Here is a 17281-nt window from a genome sequence, read left to right on the forward strand (position 1 = left end):
TGCCGCCGGACAAGGCAAAGGGCCCCGCGGGGGAACGGGGCCCTTTGTCGCTCAGCACGCGGCGTCAGGGCAGCGCCGGTGCTGGGTCGACGGCGCCGGGGGATGAGCGCCGTCTATTCGGTTGGCTTCGAGTTCGCGCCGGGCGCGAGCCGGCGCGTGCGCTCCTTGGTGCGCGCCCCGGCCTGGGTCGGGCCGGGCGGCACACCGCTCTCACGGAGCGTGATGAGATACGCACTGTGACCGCCGATGGGCAGGTGCAGCGCGACAGGTGACCCGCCGGCCCACGTCGGCCGCCGGAAACCCCCTCCCAGCATCGTGCTGGACGCGGGCCATGCTCTGCAACCGATTCGGCCGACTTCGGCACATTCCATTTTCGCCGGTGGTCTCGCCGGCGGCGCTCCTGACGGCCTGTCAGCAGCCTGCCCGGACCCGTCCAGGGCATGGTGGCCTGGCACATATCGGTGACGCTCAGTAGTCGAAGCGTCGGCGACCGGGCGGCGCGACGGCGGTCCGGGCGTCCCCGAAACCCGCCGCCGCGCCTCCTGGCGCAGTCGTGAGCCGGCCGCTGTCCCCTGCTGCCGGTTCACCGCACCCGCGCGCGGTCCCACGGCGCCGCCACCGACCGATGCCTCCGGCGGTGCGGCGCCACGCGAGCGGGCGGACTGTGAAGAACTCCACGCGTGGTCCTGCCGGCCGTACAGGCGCGGGCCCAGGCGCCGGTGCGGCGCACCTGGCGGGTGCGGCGCGGTCGTACGGTCGCCGGGAGAACGAGCGCGCGCCGGGGTCGGACACGGGCAATCGACAAAGGTCGGCAAAGGGGTGAACGGGGCGGCCGGTAGACTCGGGGGTGACACCCCCACATCGCTGCCGGAAGGCCGTCTGTGTCCTCTGCTACCCCCGACCAGTCCGCATCGCCGGTCGACACCGTCCTGGTGGTCGACTTCGGCGCCCAGTACGCCCAGCTCATCGCCCGTCGGGTGCGTGAGGCGCGGGTCTACAGCGAGATCGTGCCGAGCACCATGCCGGTCGCCGAGATGCTCGCCAAGGACCCGAAGGCGATCATCCTCTCCGGCGGTCCGTCCTCGGTCTACGAGGAGGGCGCGCCGCGGCTCGACCGTGCGATCTTCGAGGCCGGGGTGCCGGTCTTCGGCATGTGCTACGGCTTCCAGCTGATGGCGATCACGCTCGGCGGCACCGTCGACGACAACGGCGCGCGCGAGTACGGCCGCACCCCGCTGCACGTCAGCAAGACCGGCTCGACGCTCTTCGAGGGCACTCCGGCCGAGCAGTCGGTGTGGATGTCGCACGGCGACGCCTGCTCCGCCGCGCCCGAGGGCTTCACCGTGACGGCGTCCACCGACGTGGTCCCGGTCGCCGCCTTCGAGAACGACGCGGCCAAGCTCTACGGCGTCCAGTACCACCCCGAGGTGCTGCACTCCACCCACGGCCAGCAGATCCTGGAGCACTTCCTCTACCGCGGCGCGGGCATCGCCCCGTCCTGGACCACCCACAACGTGGTGGACGAGCAGATCGCGCTGATCAAGGAGCAGGTCGGCGACAAGCGCGCGATCTGCGGCCTCTCCGGCGGTGTGGACTCCGCGGTCGCGGCCGCCCTGGTGGCCAAGGCCATCGGCGACCAGCTGACCTGCGTCTACGTCGACCACGGCCTGATGCGCCAGGGCGAGACCGAGCAGGTCGAGAAGGACTTCGTGGCCGCCACCGGCGTCAAGCTCAAGGTGGTCGACGCCGAGGAGCGGTTCCTGACGGCCCTCAAGGGTGTCAGTGACCCGGAGGAGAAGCGCAAGATCATCGGCCGGGAGTTCATCCGGGTCTTCGAGCAGGCGCAGGCCGAGATCGTGGCCGAGGCCGGCGAGCACGGCGAGTCGGTCGACTTCCTGGTCCAGGGCACCCTCTACCCGGACGTGGTGGAGTCCGGTGGCGGCACCGGCACCGCGAACATCAAGTCGCACCACAACGTCGGCGGCCTGCCCGAGGACCTGCAGTTCTCGCTGGTCGAGCCGCTGCGCAAGCTGTTCAAGGACGAGGTCCGGATGGTCGGCCAGGAGCTCGGCCTGCCCGAGGAGATCGTCCAGCGCCAGCCGTTCCCCGGCCCGGGCCTGGGCATCCGGATCGTCGGCGAGGTCACCAAGGAGCGCCTGGACCTGCTGCGCGAGGCCGACGCGATCGCCCGCGAGGAGCTGACCCTGGCGGGCCTGGACCGCGAGATCTGGCAGTGCCCGGTGGTGCTGCTGGCCGACGTGCGCAGCGTGGGCGTGCAGGGCGACGGCCGCACCTACGGCCACCCGATCGTGCTGCGCCCGGTCTCCTCCGAGGACGCCATGACCGCCGACTGGTCGCGGCTGCCCTACGAGGTGCTGGCCAAGATCTCCACCCGGATCACCAACGAGGTGCGCGACGTCAACCGCGTGGTGCTGGACGTGACCAGCAAGCCGCCGGGCACCATCGAGTGGGAGTGAGTCTTTCCGGCTCTCCCGTTGAACGGCCGCACCGCCATCCGCGTATCCGTGGTTGGCGGTGCGGCCGTTCGCGTCAGATCCGGCCAGGTCGCGGGTGCGGTCGGATCTGACGCCCGGCGGTCGGGATACCGTCAAAAACGGGCAGAATGCCGATCGAAAACGTCTGGAAGTGATGGAGGGTGACGCGATGATGGAGGGCACCAGAGACTCGGTCGAGCCCGCCGGCTCCGGCGCGCAGCCGGTGGCCACCGGGCCGGTGCCCCCGGGCGGGGTGGGCCGAGCCGCTCGCGCCGCCCAGCGCCGAGCCCTCGCCGGCCGCTACGCGCTGCTGCCGCTGCGCCTCTTCCTCGGCGTCACCTACAGCTACGCGGGCCTCGACAAGCTGGCCGACAGCCACTACCTGGCCGGCGCCGGTGACCCGCAGTCCTTCTACGCGCAGACCCTGGCCGCCAAGCCGCACAGTCCGGTCGGCTGGGCGCTGGCCCCGGCGCTGCACGAGCCCACCTTCTTCGGCCTGCTGATCGCCTTCGGCGAACTGGCGGTCGGGCTCGGCACCCTGTTCGGCCTCTGGGGCCGCCTGGCCGCGCTCGGCGGTGCGCTGCTGAGCCTGACCCTCTTCCTCACCGTCAGTTTCAACATCACGCCCTACTACCTGGGCAACGACCTGCCCTACCTGATGGCCTGGACCGCCGTGCTGCTGACCGGGACGCCGTACCTGTCGGTCGACGGGTACCTGACGGGCCGGGCCGAGCGCGACCGCCGGCGCGGTCTGGACGAGGACGCGGTGCGCCGCCGGATCGTGCTGGACGGCTCGATCGCGGCGGTCGCGCTCGGCGGTGCGGGGCTGCTGGTCGGCTCGCTGACCGCGACCTTCGTGCGCCGCAAGCCGAAGGCCACCACCGCTGCCACTGCCAGCACTGCCGGCACTGCCGCGCCCAGCACGCCCAAGCCGGTGGCCGGCGGCGGGTCGGCGCCCTCGGTCGCCGTCGCGGACGTCCCCGTCGGCGGCTCGGCCACCGTCACCGACCCCGGCAGCGGCGACGCGGTCTACATCGTGCAGCCCAAGGCGGGCCAGTACTGCGGCTTCTCCTCGATCTGCACGCACGCCGGCTGCGGCGTCAATCCGCCGAAGAACGGGAAGCTCAGCTGCCCCTGCCACGGCTCGGTGTTCGACGCCGCGACCGGCGCGGTGCTGAACGGGCCCGCGACCAAGCCGCTGCCGAAGTACACCGTCACCAAGGACGGCGACCGGCTGGGCCTGGGGCCGCTGCAGTCCTGACGGATCGTCAGCTGCCGGGCGCCTGAGCGGCGCCGCTCACGCGTCCGGCCCTCGGCCGCGTCGGGACATCGCCGCCACCGCGCCGGCCAGGCCGGCCGCGCCGAGCACGATGAAGGTGATCGGCATGACGATCCGTCCGCTCACCGAGAAGCCGTTCAGCGAGGCCACCAGGTAGAGCACGGCGATCACCGTGAAGAGGCCGCCGGCCATGAACGAGAAGAGGTCGAACCGATGCCGCTTCATCCCTGCACCACCTGAATGTCGCCGAGTCCGACCTGCACGGTCACGTTGATGGTTCCCTTGCTCGCGCCGCCCCCCACCGGGCCGAGGTGCACCGTGGTGTGCGCGCCCACGTTGCCGTTCAGCCTCCGGTCGGGGAGTTGGATGTTGCCGACCGCGGTCCGCGCGGTCAGGTTCACGTCCACGCCGGTGGGCAGGGTCAGGGTCGCGTTGCCGGCGCCGAGCCGCGCCGTGGTGGCCACCGTACCGCCGGCCGGGTCGACCGAGGACAGGTCGAGCCGGACGTCGCCGGCCCCGAGCCGGTAGCTGTGGTGCAGCTCGGCCGCGGTGGCCGGGGCCCACGTGCGGTTGCCGATCCCGGTGCCCACGGTGCCGACGCTGCTGCCCACGGCCGCCAGCAGCAGGGTGAGCAGCAGGGCCGGGATGGTCAGTACCCGGGCCCGGCCGTACCTGGCGCCCACCAGGATGGTCAGCCCGAGCCCGAGCAGTCCGGTGGCCAGCGTGGTGGAGAGCAGCACGGTGGTCGCCAGGTGGCCGTTGAGCGCCCAGACCAGCCAGGCCACGCCCACCGAGAGCAGCAGGCCGAACGGGGCGAGCGCCGAGCGCGGGCGGCGCTCCCGGCGGGCCGGCCGCAGCGGTGGTGGCGGCGCGGTGGCGGCGGTCTTGCGCAGCGGGTCGCCGGCGGGCAGGTCGGTGCGCTGCCACCAGGGCTGGGCCGGCGCGCCGGGGTGCGGGCCCGAGCCGTACGGGTTGCGCTCGGGGTGCCGCGGGTCCCACAGATAACCGCTGCGGTTCGGCGGCGCGGCGTCCGAGGGGGCGTCCGCTGACAGGGCGTCGGATGCCGTGGTGCCGCGCTCCTTGGTCAGGTCGACCCGCTCGCGCAGCTCCTCGGCGCGGTTCGCCCACTCCTCGCGCCACTGCTCCTTCTGCTCGGCCCACTCCTCGTGCAGCTCGGCCTTGCGATTGGCCCACTCCTCGTGGAAGTCGCGCCGCCAGGTCTTCCAGTCGCTCAGCGGCGAGGCGGTGCCGCCGTCGGTGCGGCCGCCGAGACCGAAGCGGCTGCCCGTCCCGGTCGGCCGGTCGTACGGGCCACCGGGGCGCGGCGGCCGCCCGAACCCGTGGGCCCGACGGCGTCGCTCGGGGTCGTAGCGCACCGCGAAGAAGATCATCGCGCCGAGCAGCAGCAGCGGGAAGACCGAATCGCCGCTGCCCATCCAGGAGAAGAACACCCCGGTGCCGATCACGGTGAGCAGCACCGCGCCGATCGACTGGCCGTCCACCCGGCCGGTGAGCACCCGCTGCAGCTCGGTGCGCCCGTGCTTGCCGTCCGGGTGCTCCATCGGCACGATCAGCCAGGCCAGCCCGTACAGGAACAGCCCGAGGCCGCCGGTCAGGCAGAGCACCGCGGTCACCACCCGGAAGACCACCGGGTCGATGTCCAGGTGCCGGCCGAGTCCGCCGCAGACTCCGGCCACCACCCGGCGGTTCTCGTCCCGGGTGAGCGGCGGCCGACCGCCCTCGGGCTGCTCCTCGGCGGTCGGCTCGTCCTCGGCCGCGCTCTGCTCCTGCGTCATGGCTCCATCCTGCGGGCTGGCGGCGCCCGGTGGGAGCAGGATGGGCCCTGGACGGACCCTGATCTCTCCCTGAGACCGAGGTCAGGGAGGACGGTGGCGCCGCCGCGGCCCGGGCGGCTTCAGTGGGCCTTGGCGGTGGCCTTGGGGGAGTCGGTGGAGAGCCAGCCGGCCTTGACGTCGTTGTCCAGCGCGCCGAAGAAGCTGTTGGCCATCCTGGCGTAGCCGAGGTCGTCGGGGTGCAGCCGGTCGTAGAACTCGGCCGCGGTGAGGGCCGGCGGGTCGACGTAGTTCAGGTGCCGGCCGAGCTGCAGCTCGCCCGGCACCAGGTCCTGCGCCTGCTGGTTGAACTGCTTGACCAGGTCCTGCAGGCCGCCGGTGGTCGGGATCAGCCCCATCACCGCGACGGTGGCCCCGGGGCGGTCGTCGAAGATCTGGTCGATCAGTGCCGCGAGCCGGTCGGCCGCGTGCGGCTTGTCGTCGCCGCGGTCCAGGTCGTTGATGCCGATGTGCAGCAGGATCACGTCCGGTTCGGAGTCGGCCAGCCAGTCGTCCGCATTGGCCCGGAGGTCGTCGATCATCCAGCCGCTGTGGCCCTCGTGCCACGGCTGCTCGAAGTTGCCGTCGCGCTGCGAGCCGACGAAACTCGCGGTGAAGTCGGACTGCTGGGTGATCAGGTTCCACAGCGGCAGCCGGTAACCGTTGCTGTCGGTGCTGCCCACGCCCACGGTGATCGAGTCACCGAGCGGCATCACCCGCAGTGCCGGCGGGTCGGTCCGGGCCGCCACCGGTGCCGCGCCGGCCGGCGAGGCGCCGGCGACCAGCGTGGCACCCGCGCAGAGTGCCGCGGCCAGCAGCGTGGAGATGATCCGTTTCATGAGCTACCTCCCGATTGGTGACGTTCTGTCAGTCACGGTGAGATAGGAAGTTCATAAGATCAACCAGCGCGGCCTCGACACGCCACGCTCTCCATCCGGACGGCAGCCGACGCTCTGCGCACACCTCTGCGCACACCTGTCCGCACACCTAGGGGACGGACCCTGATGCGCCGAGGCTCGCCCGCGTGTGACCATCGGTGGCGTGGCAGCCCCCGGTACCGAACCCGATCCGAGCACGACCGCCCCCGCCGGCCCACCGTCCGGGGGTGCCGAGCCGACCCCGGGCCCGGCCGGACCGTCGTACCGCAAGCTCTACCGCAGCCCGCACTCGCGGATGCTGGGTGGCGTCGCGCACGGGCTCGCGGTGCACCTGGGACTGCCGGTCACCTGGGTGCGGGCCGCCTTCGTGCTGCTCTTCTTCGCCAACGGCATCGGGGTGCTGCTCTACGCGGCGTTCTGGTTCGTGGTGCCGATCGGCATCGGCGAGCCGGCCCCGCAGGGCCTGGGTCCGCGCTACGTCTGGACGAACGGGGAGTTCGTCCCGGCCGATGCCGCCGGCGCGGCTCCCGAGCCGCTGCTCAAGGGGGAGCGCGGGCGGCTGGCGCGGCTGCGCGACCTGCTCCAGGGCACCTTCCAGGGCGAGCCGCTGGTCGCCGGGCAGGCGCCGGCCGCCGGGCCCGGTGGTGCGGCCAGCCGGCAGAACCTCGGACAGCTGGCCGCGCTGCTGATGCTGGTGATCGGCGTGATGGCGCTGCTCAACGTGCTCGGCATCCAGTCCGCCCAGCCGTACGCCTGGCCGCTGCTGGCGATCGGGGTCGGCGTCGCGCTGGTCTGGCGGCAGGCCGACGACTCCCGCTGGCAGCGCTGGTTCGGGCTGGAGGGCGGCGGCAAGCGGCGGATCGCCTTCGCCCGGGTCGGCGCCGGCGTGCTGCTGGTCACCGTCGGCATCATCACCTTCCTGATCCTGCAGGGCACCGGCTCCACCCTCGCCTCGGTGATCGAGGCCTCGCTCGCGGTGCTGGCCGGGGTGCTGGTGCTGACCGGTCCCTACGCGCTGCGGATGTGGCAGGACCTGGGCGCCGAGCGGACCGCCCGGATCCGGGCCCAGGAGCGGGCCGAGATCGCCGCGCACATCCACGACTCGGTGCTGCACACGCTCACCCTGATCCAGCGCAGGTCCGAGGACCCCAAGGAGGTGCAGCGGCTGGCCCGGGCCCAGGAGCGCGAACTGCGACTCTGGCTCTACCGCCCCGAGGCCGCCGCCGAGGCCGCGCCCGACACCCTCGCCGAGCGGCTGCGCGCGGTGGTCGCCGAGGTCGAGGACCGGCACGGCGTCCCCGTCGAACTGGTCTGCGTCGGCGACTGCCCGATGGACGAGCGGCTCACGGCCCAGATGCAGGCCGCGCGTGAAGCGATGGTCAATGCCGCCAAGTACGGTGGCGGAGGACCGGTGCAGGTCTACGCCGAGGTGGAGGGGAGGACGGTGTCGGTGTTCGTGCGCGACCACGGCCCCGGCTTCGACCCCGACACCGTGCCGGAGGACCGGATGGGCGTCCGTGAGTCGATCATCGGCCGGATGAAGCGCAACGGCGGCACCGCACGGGTGCGCCCCGCGCCGGACGGCGGCACCGAGGTCGAGCTGGAGATGGAGAGAGCCGCAGATGACTGACGCTGTTTCAGGAGTGCCGGGTTCGGCCGGCGAGGGCGGCCCGGGGCGGGTGGCCCGGGTGGTGCTGGTCGACGACCACCGGATGTTCCGCACCGGCGTGCGCGCCGAGATCGGCCGCACCGAGACCACCGGGATCGACGTGGTGGGCGAGGCCGACGACGTCGAGTCGGCGGTCCGGGTGGTCGCCGAGACCCGCCCCGACGTGGTGCTGCTCGATGTCCATCTGCCCGGCGGCGGTGGCGTGGAGGTGCTGCGCCGCTCGGCCGGGGTGATGGGCGAGCCGGGCGGGGTGAAGTTTATCGCGCTCTCCGTCTCGGACGCCGCCGAGGACGTGATTGGCGTGATCCGCGGCGGTGCCCGCGGCTACGTGACCAAGACGATCACCGGCACCGACCTGGTCAACGCGATCTTCCGGATCGCCGACGGCGACGCGGTCTTCTCGCCGCGGCTGGCCGGCTTCGTGCTGGACGCCTTCGCCGCCACCGACACCCCGCCGGTGGACGAGGACCTGGACCGCCTCACCCAGCGTGAGCGCGAGGTGCTGCGGCTGATCGCGCGCGGTTACGCGTACAAGGAGATCGCCAAGCAGTTGTTCATCTCGGTGAAGACGGTGGAGAGCCACGTCTCGGCGGTGTTGCGCAAGCTCCAGCTGAGTAACCGTCACGAGTTGACTCGGTGGGCCACCGCGCGCCGGCTGGTCTGACCGGCTGACCTGCGGCGGCGGTCCGGGAGGCCGCTCCGGGCAGCGGCCCGGAGGCCTCCGGGCGGGCGGGAGCGGGCATCGGCCTGGGGTATGGTGCCAGGTGCACAAATGGGGCGTCGCGGTCTTTCACGGCGTACCCCTTCCCCACATGTGAGGGTAAATCGCATGCGCCTGATGCCAGAGTCTCCGCACCAGACCGGTGTTGAGCCGACCGGCCTGTCCGCACCGAGCGACGGTCGCACCCATGGGAAACGGGGAGGCAGGCCGCGTCTCTACGTGCTGGACGGGCTGCGTCTGTTAGCCGCGCTGGCGGTCGTGTTCTGGCACTACGCCGGCTACCAGCAGCACCCGCAGATGTGGGGTGGCAACTCCACCAAGTTGGTGCCCGAGCTCAGCTCCTGGGCCGCCTACGGGTGGTCGGGAGTCGAACTGTTCTTCCTGATCAGCGGTTTCGTGATCTGCATGTCGGCCTGGGGCCGGACGGTCGGCGAGTTCTTCGTCTCCCGGGTGGTGCGCCTCTTCCCCGCGTACTGGGTCTGCCTGCTGATCACCTCGGCGATCGTCCTCACCGCACGTCCGACCTGGATGTGGAACATCGACAAGTTCCACTACTCGGACGTGCTGACCAACCTGACGATGATGCAGAACGGCGTGGGCGGGGCGATGGACATCGACCCGGTCTACTGGACGCTCTGGATCGAGCTGCGGTTCTACATCATGTTCGCCGTGCTGGTGGCGCTGGGTGCGCTGACCTACCGCAGGGTCGTGATGTTCTGCGCGGTCTGGACCCTCGGCGCGGTCGCGACGGCCGCCTCCGGCTGGGCCGTCCTCGACCTGGTCTTCGACCCCGAGTACGCGCCGCTCTTCATCGCGGGCATCGCGATGTACCTGATCCACCGCTTCGGTTCCGATCTGCTGCTCTGGAGCATCGTCGGCTTCAACTGGCTGCTCGCCCAGCACCGGATGCTGCAGATCATGTCCGGCTACCGGAACGACGCGGGGCACCCGCTCAGCTTCAGCGTGGGCCTGCTCATCGTCACGGCCTGCTTCCTGGTGATGATCGCCGCGGCGCTGGGCCGGCTGGACTGGATCCGCGGCAGGTGGATCGTCACCGCGGGCGCGCTCACCTATCCGCTCTACCTGCTGCACGAGGAGATCGGTTGGTATCTGATCTCCAAACTGCACCGGCACCTGAACCCGTACGTCCTGGTGTTCTCCCTGGTCGGGGCGATGCTGGTGGCGTCCTGGCTGGTGCACCGGCTGGTGGAGCGGCCGCTCTCCAAGGTGCTCAAGCGGCGGCTGACCGCAGCCCTGGAGCGGGCCCGCCGGATCGACGCCGCGGAGCGTGACCGGCTCTGGGCGACGGCGGCCGCCACCGCCGGCGAACCGGGCGCGGACCAGCGCCACGGCGGTTCCCAGTAGTCCCAGCGCGGAGTCCGCGAGGAAGAGGAGAGCATGTCGGACACGTCCACCGACATCGGCGCGCACCCCGATGACGCGGCGCGAGCACCGGGACCGCGCCGTGGATCCACCGGCCCATCGCTGTGGGCGCCCGACACCTGGCCGGTCAGGCTGCTGGCCCCGCTGGGCTACTGGGCCTGCACCCGGTTGCTGATGATCACACTGCTCTTCTCGCTGAAGATCAACGCGACCGGCGAGCTGCACATGCTCTACGAGAAGTGGAGTCACCAACTGGCCCAGGGCAGTTACCCGATCGGTGATCCGACCTGGCAGTACCCGCCGGGCGCCGCCTTCGTGATGCTGGCCCCCCGCCTCATCCCGGGGGTGAACTTCGTCCAGGGCTTCGTCATCGTGATGTTCCTCGCGGACCTCACGGTCATGGCGAGCCTGGTGCTGGTCGGCCGCAGCCGTGAGCGCAGCCTGGCCGGGGCCTGGGTCTGGGTGCTCGGCCTGCCGTTGCTGCTCTACATCCCCTACGCCCGCTACGACATGTTGGTGACCGCCTTCGCCGTGTTCGCGCTGCTCGCGGTGCGACGTCGGCCCCGGCTGGGCGGGGCGCTGGCCGCGGTGGGCGCGATGGTCAAGGTCTGGCCGGCCTTCGCGGTGTTCGGCGCTCCGCGCGGGCGCGGCCTGTGGTCGATCTGCCTGGGCTTCGCCGCCTCGGCGCTGGCCCTCGCCGCGATCGCGGTCGGCTTCTTCCACGGGCCCTTCGACTTCCTGAACGCGCAGGGCAGTCGGGGCGTGGAGTTCGAGTCCCTCGGTGGGACCGTGCTGCTGGTGGCCCGGTTCTTCGGCTACTCGGGGACCATCCAGTACCACTTCGGTTCGATGGAGTTCCTCGGCCCGTACGTCACCGAGATCTCCGACGGGCTGCTGGTGTTGAGCGTGCTGGCGTTCTGCTGGCTGCTGCTGTGGCGCCTGCGCGCCCGGGTCTGGAACGCGGCCACGACCGCGGACGCCGCGCTGGCCGCGGTGCTGGTCTTCACCACCACCAGCCGGGTCATCAGCCCGCAGTACTTCGTTTGGGTGATTGGCCTCGGCGCGGTCTGCCTGACCTTCCGGGAGACGACCCAGCGCGCGGTGGTGGTGCTGCTGGTCGGCGCCACCGCGCTGACCTCGGTCGAATACCCGCTCTTCTTCGACAACGTGGTCCAGGGCTCGGCCGGTTTCACCCTCGTACTGGTGCTGCGCAACGTGCTGCTGCTGCTGGCCATGGTGCTGTCCTGCGTCAGACTGTGGCGGTCGACCGTACCGAGGCGCTGACCCGGGCGGCGCGGTGCGGACGGGCCAAGGTGGCTGTCCGGCACGGTGATCGACCACGGTCGACACGCCGAACACTGATGTGGCCCACGCGGGGTCGGACGTCTCGGTCGATCCGCGCCCGACGGCCTTTCACCACGACCATCGGGAGTGCGCCAGTGAGCACCCAGCTTGCGGGTCCGGATGCCGACGAGGGTACGGGGGTCCGCCGGGCGAGCCGTCTCGGCGCTGCGGGCCTGAGGCGTGGGCTCGGCGACTACCGGGCCCGGCTGCTGACTTCGGGCCGTTACGCAGGACCGGCGCTGCTGGGCTACGCGGCGGTCCGCGCGATCGGCGTCATCATCGTGCTGCTCTGGCACCACAAGCACGGCGAGTCGGGCCTGCACCGGCTCAGCACCATGTGGGACGCCTACTGGTACGCCGACATCGCGAAGCACGGCTACGCCGGGTCGAAGCCGGTGCCCGGACCGCACGGCCCCTACCAGGCCTACGCGTTCTTCCCGATCTACCCGATGGTGATCAGGGCGTGCCACCTGCTGCTGCCCCTGTCGGTCAGTCAGGCCGCGCTGCTGGTGGCCTGGTTCGCCTCGCTGGTCGCGGCCTGGGGGATCTTCGCGGTCGGCGACCACCTGTACGGGCGCCGGGTCGGCACCATCGCGGCGGTCCTCTGGGGGGTCACGCCCTACTCCCTGGTCGAGAGCCTGGCCTACTCGGAGTTGCTGTTCACCGCCTTCACCACCTGGGCGATGTACGCGGCGGTCAGGCGGCGGTGGATCCTGGCCGGTCTGCTCAGCACGCTGGCGGGCCTCACCCGGCCGACCGCCGTCGCGGTCGCCGGCGCGGTCTGCCTCGGTGCGCTGGTCGCGCTGGTGTCGCAGTGGTGGCGGACCCGGCACGGCACCATGCCGCGGGAAGCGCGGGTCGCCTGGTGGCGCCCGGTCGTCGGTGGGCTGATCGCGCCGCTGGGCTTCGTCTCGTTCATCCTCTGGGTCGGTCTGCAGAAGCACAGCCTGACCGGCTACTTCAAGGTGCAGGAGGCGTGGCAGTCGCAGTTCGACTACGGCAGCTCGACCCTGCAGTCGGTCCGGGACATGCTGGCGACCAGCAACACGCTCTGGATGTCCGACGTGGTGGTGGCGATCACCCTGATGGCCTCGGTCATGCTCTTCGCCCTCTCGATCCTGCAGCGGCAGCCGATCGTGCTGGTGGCGCTCAGCGCGCTCGTGCTGCTGCTGGCGCTCGGTGACGCGTCCTACTTCAACTCGCGGGCCCGCTTCCTGATCCCGGCGTTCGCGCTGCTCTTCCCGCTGGCCGGCGCGCTCGCCCGGGTGCGGACCAGGGGGGCGGTGGCGACCGTCATGGCCTTCGCCGCGGTCACCTCGGGGCTCTTCGGGGGGTACCTCGCCTTCGTCTACACCAACTCTCCGTGATCATTCGGTAGCATGGCGTGCCCGATGGAGCGCGTCATGAGCAACGCGGTAGGGGACTGAGCAGTGAGCACCAGTGCTGATGTCGGCACCGCCGACTCGATGACGGCAGAAGCTGACGGCGTGGCGACCTCCGGCCGGCGGTCGTGGCGACGTGACGAACGGTGGAGACGGCTGCTCGCCCGCACCAGCTGGCTCTGGCCGGCGCTGCTCACCCTCGCCTTCGGCCTGCGCGGCAGTTCCCGCCCGCAGATGTGGCGCGACGAGCTGGCGACCTGGAGCGCGGCCACCCGCAGCACCGGTGAGCTGCTGGCCATGCTTCGGCACGTGGACGCGGTCTCCGGGTTCTACTACCTGCTGATGCACTTCTGGGCAGCCGCGTTCGGGGAATCGCCGATGGCCTTCCGGCTTCCCTCGGCGCTCGCGATGACCGCCGCCTCGGTCTTCGTGGTGCTGACCGGGCGCAAGGTGTTCGGGACGCGGGCCGGCCTGGCGGCGGGCCTGCTGTTCGCGGTCCTGCCCAGCGTGTCGAAGTACGCGCAGGAGGCGCGCTCGTACGCCTTCGTGGTGCTCGCGGTGGCCGCCGCGAACTGGCTGCTGCTGCGGGCGCTGGAGCGGCCGACGGTGCGGCGCTGGCTGCCGTACTCGGTGAGCATCGCGCTGGCCGGGCTGTTCCACGTGGTCTCGCTGGCCGTGCTGGTACCGCACGCCGTGGTCGTCCTGCTGCGGTGGCGCGAGCGTGGCAGGTCCCGGCTGCCACTCGGCTTCGCGGCGGCCGTCGTGCTGGCCGTGCTGCCGGTGATCCCGCTGGTGCTGCTCGGTCGGCGGCAGGTGAAGCGCCAGATCTCCTGGCTGTCGATGCCCGACCTGCAGAACTTCGTCGATCTCTGGCACAACCTGTTCAGCTCGCAGCTGGTGAGCGGCTGCGTGCTCGCGCTCTGCGTGCTGCCGGCCGCGTGGCCGCGCGGCCGCCGGCGCGCGGTGGAGATCGGGCTGATCGCCTCGCTGCCGATCCTGCTGGTCTGGTTCGTCTCGCAGGGCAGCGTCTCCTACTTCCTCGACCGCTACCTGCTGTTCACCGTGCCGGCCTGGGCCGTGCTCGCGGCCGGCGGACTGACCGCGCTGCGCCCGCGGCCGCTGATCGTGCTCGGGCTGGTCGGCACCGCGCTGCTGGGCATCCAGGACCAGTACGCCCTCAGGACGGCCAACGTCAAGGAGTGGGCCGACGAGAAGGGTGCCGCCCAGATCGTGGCCAGCGGGTACCGGCCCGGCGACGGGATCGTTCCGGTCCGCGGCGACAAGCGGTTCATGATGCTGGACTTCGCGATGGACGTCTACCTGCCGAGGAGCGTCCGGCCGACGGACGTCTTCCAGGCCGAGACGCCCGCCCGGGCGCACGATCTCTATCCGGTGGACTGCGCGCAGCCGGCCGTCTGCGCCCGGGGTTTCCAGCGGATCTGGGTGCTCACCTACGGCGGGGTCAAGGATCCCTACCAGGAGATCCCGAAGGCCCAGGCGGCGGTGCTGAAAGCCGAGTTCACCGCGGTGCGGATCGACACGGCGGCCCACGGGCTGGCCGTCTCGCTGCTGGAGCGCAAGCCCGACGCCCCCTAGGGCCTGTACGGCGGATCTTTCCGGGCCCGTCAGTTCTGTCGGTGCCGGGCCATAGACTCGGAGGGCCATGAGTAGCCTCTTTGACGACCTCCCGTTGCCCGGCTTCGAGCCCTTCGAGGCGAAGCCCGCCGCCGCCGCGCTGCCCGTCGACTTCGCCGAGGAGCCTCCGCCGGAGGGCTACCACGGCCACGAGGGCGGCTACCCCGAAGAGGAGGAGATCCCCACCGATCTCTTCCGGACCGACTACGCCGCGCAGGCCGAGCGCGACGCCTACTACCGCAACGGCGCGCACCGCACCGTGGTCGACCCGGCCCAGCTGCTCGAAGGCATGAACGACCCGCAGCGCGAGGCCGTGCTGCACGCCGGGTCGCCGCTGCTGATCGTGGCCGGTGCCGGGTCCGGCAAGACCCGGGTGCTGACCCACCGGATCGCCTACCTGCTGGGCGCCCGCGGTGTGCAGCCCGGCGAGATCCTGGCGATCACCTTCACCAACAAGGCGGCCGGCGAGATGCGCGAGCGCGTCGAGCAGCTGGTCGGCCCCCGGGCCCGGGCGATGTGGGTCTCCACCTTCCACAGCGCGTGCGTGCGGATCCTGCGCCGGGAGAGCAAGCGGCTCGGTTTCACCTCCAGCTTCTCGATCTACGACTCGGCGGACTCGCAGCGCCTGATGGCCCTGGTCTGCCGCGATCTGGACCTGGACCCCAAGCAGTTCCCGCCGAAGTCCTTCACCGCCAAGGTCTCCAACCTCAAGAACGAGCTGATCGACGAGGAGACCTACGCGGCGCAGGCCGCCAACCCGATGGAGCGCAAGCTCGCCGAGGCCTACGCGCTCTACCAGGCCCGGCTGCGCGAGGCCAACGCGCTGGACTTCGACGACATCATCATGACCACGGTCAACCTGCTGCAGGCCTTCCCGGACGCGGCCGAGCACTACCGGCGGCGGTTCCGGCACATCCTGGTCGACGAGTACCAGGACACCAACCACGCCCAGTACATGCTGGTGCGCGAGCTGACCGGCGGCGCGGCCGGTTCGGCGCCCAAGCGCACCGTGGACGGCGACCTGGTCAACCCCGCTGCCGCCGGGCTGGTGGACCTGCCGCCCGCCGAGCTCTGCGTGGTGGGTGACGCGGACCAGTCGATCTACGCCTTCCGCGGCGCCACCATCCGCAACATCCTCCAGTTCGAGGAGGACTACCCGGACGCCGTCACGATCCTGCTGGAGCAGAACTACCGCTCCACCCAGACCATCCTGAGCGCCGCCAACTCGGTGATCGAGCGCAACGCCAACCGCCGTGCGAAGAAGCTCTGGACGGCCGGCGAGCACGGCGAGAAGGTGGTCGGCTACGTCGCCGACGACGAGCACGGCGAGGCGCAGTTCATCGCCGAGGAGATCGACCGGCTCACCGACGCCGGCGACGCCCGGCCCGGTGACGTGGCGATCTTCTACCGGACCAACGCGCAGTCCCGGGTCTTCGAAGAGGTGTTCATCCGGGTCGGCCTGCCGTACAAGGTGGTCGGCGGGGTGCGCTTCTACGAGCGCAGGGAGGTCCGCGACATCCTCGCGTACCTGCGGGTGCTCTCCAACCCCGAGGACACCGTGCCGCTGCGCCGGATCCTCAACGTGCCCAAGCGCGGCATCGGCGACCGCGCCGAGGCGATGATCGAGGCGCTCGCCGCGCGCGAGCGGATCTCCTTCGCGCAGGCGCTGCTGCGGGTGGACGAGGCGTACGGGATGGCCGCGCGCTCGGCCAACGCGGTGCGCAAGTTCAACGAGCTGCTGGCCGGTCTGCGCCAGGTGGTCGAGTCGGGGGCCGGTCCGGCCGCCGTGCTGGAGGCCGTCCTGGAGGAGACCGGGTACCTGGCCGAGCTGCAGTCCTCCACCGACCCGCAGGACGAGACCCGGGTGGAGAACCTCCAGGAGCTCGCCTCGGTGGCCCTGGAGTACGAACAGGATCCGGGTGAGCGGCCGGACGCGGGCGAGGACGGCGCGCCGCCGGTCGGCTCGCTGGCCGACTTCCTGGAGCGGGTCGCGCTGGTCGCGGACAGCGACCAGATCCCGGACGACGAGGACGGCCAGGGCGTCATCACGATGATGACCCTGCACACCGCCAAGGGCCTGGAGTTCCCGGTGGTCTTCCTGACCGGCATGGAGGACGGGATCTTCCCGCACATGCGGGCGCTCAGCCAGGTCAAGGAGCTGGAGGAGGAGCGCCGGCTGGCCTACGTCGGGCTGACCCGGGCCCGGCAGCGGCTCTACCTGACCCGCAGCGTGCTGCGCAGTGCCTGGGGGCAGCCGGCCTACAACCCGGCCTCACGGTTCCTGGAGGAGATCCCGGCCGAGCTGGTCGAGTGGAAGCGCACCGGGGCGGCCGCCGTGCCGCCCTCGCGCGGGCTGTCGATGAGCGGCTCGCGCGGGTCGGGTGCCGGCTCGGGGTCCGGCGCTGGCTCCGGCGCGGGTGCCGCCTCGCCGAAGGCGGGCTGGGGCAAGTCGGCGCGCAAGGTCACCGAGCGCGAGGTGGTCGCGCTGGCGGTCGGCGACCGGGTCAGCCACGACAGCTTCGGTCTGGGCACGGTGGCCGCGGTCGAGGGCGTGGGTGACCGGGCGAAGGCGACCGTCGACTTCGGCTCGGCGGGGCGCAAGCAGCTGCTGCTGCGCTACGCACCGGTCGAGAAGTTGTAGCCGCTCGAACGGCTGTCGCGCT

Annotated in this window: 12 protein-coding genes; 9 read left to right on the forward strand and 3 right to left on the reverse strand. The window is 71.6% G+C overall.

The annotated features are described in order from the left end of the window. The first annotated feature begins 881 nt into the window (after positions 1-881). Both guaA and P3T41_RS24450 read left to right on the forward strand, forming a co-directional pair. The gene (guaA, locus tag P3T41_RS24445) at positions 882-2477 is read left to right on the forward strand and encodes a glutamine-hydrolyzing GMP synthase (protein ID WP_280692278.1); all 1596 of its coding nucleotides are present in this window, start codon (positions 882-884) and stop codon (positions 2475-2477) included. A 190-nt stretch (positions 2478-2667) separates the two neighbouring features. Then, positions 2668-3756, forward strand: coding sequence for a Rieske 2Fe-2S domain-containing protein (locus P3T41_RS24450; protein WP_280692280.1), 1089 nt, complete (start codon positions 2668-2670; stop codon positions 3754-3756). Positions 3757-3792: 36 nt separating this feature from the next. Here P3T41_RS24450 and P3T41_RS24455 read toward each other — a convergent pair whose 3' ends face one another. From P3T41_RS24455 to P3T41_RS24465, 3 genes are all read right to left on the reverse strand, one after another. Continuing rightward, positions 3793-3999, reverse strand: coding sequence for a hypothetical protein (locus P3T41_RS24455; RefSeq protein ID WP_280692282.1), 207 nt, complete (start codon positions 3997-3999; stop codon positions 3793-3795). Further along, the gene (locus tag P3T41_RS24460; protein ID WP_280692284.1) at positions 3996-5570 is read right to left on the reverse strand and encodes a PspC domain-containing protein; all 1575 of its coding nucleotides are present in this window, start codon (positions 5568-5570) and stop codon (positions 3996-3998) included. The genes P3T41_RS24455 and P3T41_RS24460 overlap by 4 nt, the downstream gene beginning before the upstream one ends. A gap of 119 nt (positions 5571-5689) precedes the next feature. Continuing rightward, on the reverse strand, positions 5690-6445 hold the full coding sequence (locus tag P3T41_RS24465) for an SGNH/GDSL hydrolase family protein (RefSeq protein ID WP_280692286.1): 756 nt from the start codon (positions 6443-6445) through the stop codon (positions 5690-5692). A gap of 202 nt (positions 6446-6647) precedes the next feature. Here P3T41_RS24465 and P3T41_RS24470 point away from each other — a divergent pair, with 202 nt between their 5' ends. The 7 genes from P3T41_RS24470 (at position 6648) to pcrA (ending at position 17259) form a co-directional block, all read left to right on the forward strand. After that, the gene (locus tag P3T41_RS24470) at positions 6648-8114 is read left to right on the forward strand and encodes an ATP-binding protein (RefSeq protein ID WP_280692288.1); all 1467 of its coding nucleotides are present in this window, start codon (positions 6648-6650) and stop codon (positions 8112-8114) included. Continuing rightward, positions 8107-8817 (forward strand): response regulator transcription factor, encoded by a 711-nt coding sequence (locus P3T41_RS24475; protein ID WP_280692290.1) that lies wholly within the window; start codon positions 8107-8109, stop codon positions 8815-8817. The genes P3T41_RS24470 and P3T41_RS24475 overlap by 8 nt, the downstream gene beginning before the upstream one ends. Before the next feature lie 216 nt (positions 8818-9033). Continuing rightward, the gene (locus P3T41_RS24480; RefSeq protein WP_280692465.1) at positions 9034-10239 is read left to right on the forward strand and encodes an acyltransferase; all 1206 of its coding nucleotides are present in this window, start codon (positions 9034-9036) and stop codon (positions 10237-10239) included. 33 nt (positions 10240-10272) lie between these two features. After that, complete coding sequence (locus P3T41_RS24485) at positions 10273-11541, forward strand: glycosyltransferase family 87 protein (RefSeq protein WP_280692292.1); 1269 nt, start codon at positions 10273-10275, stop codon at positions 11539-11541. A gap of 155 nt (positions 11542-11696) precedes the next feature. Beyond that, positions 11697-12968, forward strand: coding sequence for a glycosyltransferase family 39 protein (locus P3T41_RS24490; RefSeq protein ID WP_280692294.1), 1272 nt, complete (start codon positions 11697-11699; stop codon positions 12966-12968). A gap of 63 nt (positions 12969-13031) precedes the next feature. Beyond that, complete coding sequence (locus tag P3T41_RS24495) at positions 13032-14579, forward strand: glycosyltransferase family 39 protein (RefSeq protein ID WP_280692295.1); 1548 nt, start codon at positions 13032-13034, stop codon at positions 14577-14579. Between the two features lie 67 nt (positions 14580-14646). Further along, positions 14647-17259, forward strand: a complete 2613-nt coding sequence (gene pcrA, locus P3T41_RS24500; RefSeq protein ID WP_280692297.1) for a DNA helicase PcrA — start codon at positions 14647-14649, stop codon at positions 17257-17259. Positions 17260-17281: the final 22 nt, after the last annotated feature.

Source organism: Kitasatospora sp. GAS204B, from assembly GCF_029892155.1.
GTDB lineage: Bacteria > Actinomycetota > Actinomycetes > Streptomycetales > Streptomycetaceae > Kitasatospora.

Bases quoted from the DNA above. Each gene is read 5' to 3' on its own strand.
- P3T41_RS24450 (WP_280692280.1), top strand. From the start codon at position 2,668: ATGGAGGGCACCAGAGACTCGGTCGAGCCCGCCGGCTCCGGCGCGCAG.
- P3T41_RS24455 (WP_280692282.1), bottom strand. From the start codon at position 3,999: ATGAAGCGGCATCGGTTCGACCTCTTCTCGTTCATGGCCGGCGGCCTC.
- P3T41_RS24460 (WP_280692284.1), bottom strand. From the start codon at position 5,570: ATGACGCAGGAGCAGAGCGCGGCCGAGGACGAGCCGACCGCCGAGGAG.
- P3T41_RS24465 (WP_280692286.1), bottom strand. From the start codon at position 6,445: ATGAAACGGATCATCTCCACGCTGCTGGCCGCGGCACTCTGCGCGGGT.
- P3T41_RS24475 (WP_280692290.1), top strand. From the start codon at position 8,107: ATGACTGACGCTGTTTCAGGAGTGCCGGGTTCGGCCGGCGAGGGCGGC.
- P3T41_RS24485 (WP_280692292.1), top strand. From the start codon at position 10,273: ATGTCGGACACGTCCACCGACATCGGCGCGCACCCCGATGACGCGGCG.
- pcrA (WP_280692297.1), top strand. From the start codon at position 14,647: ATGAGTAGCCTCTTTGACGACCTCCCGTTGCCCGGCTTCGAGCCCTTC.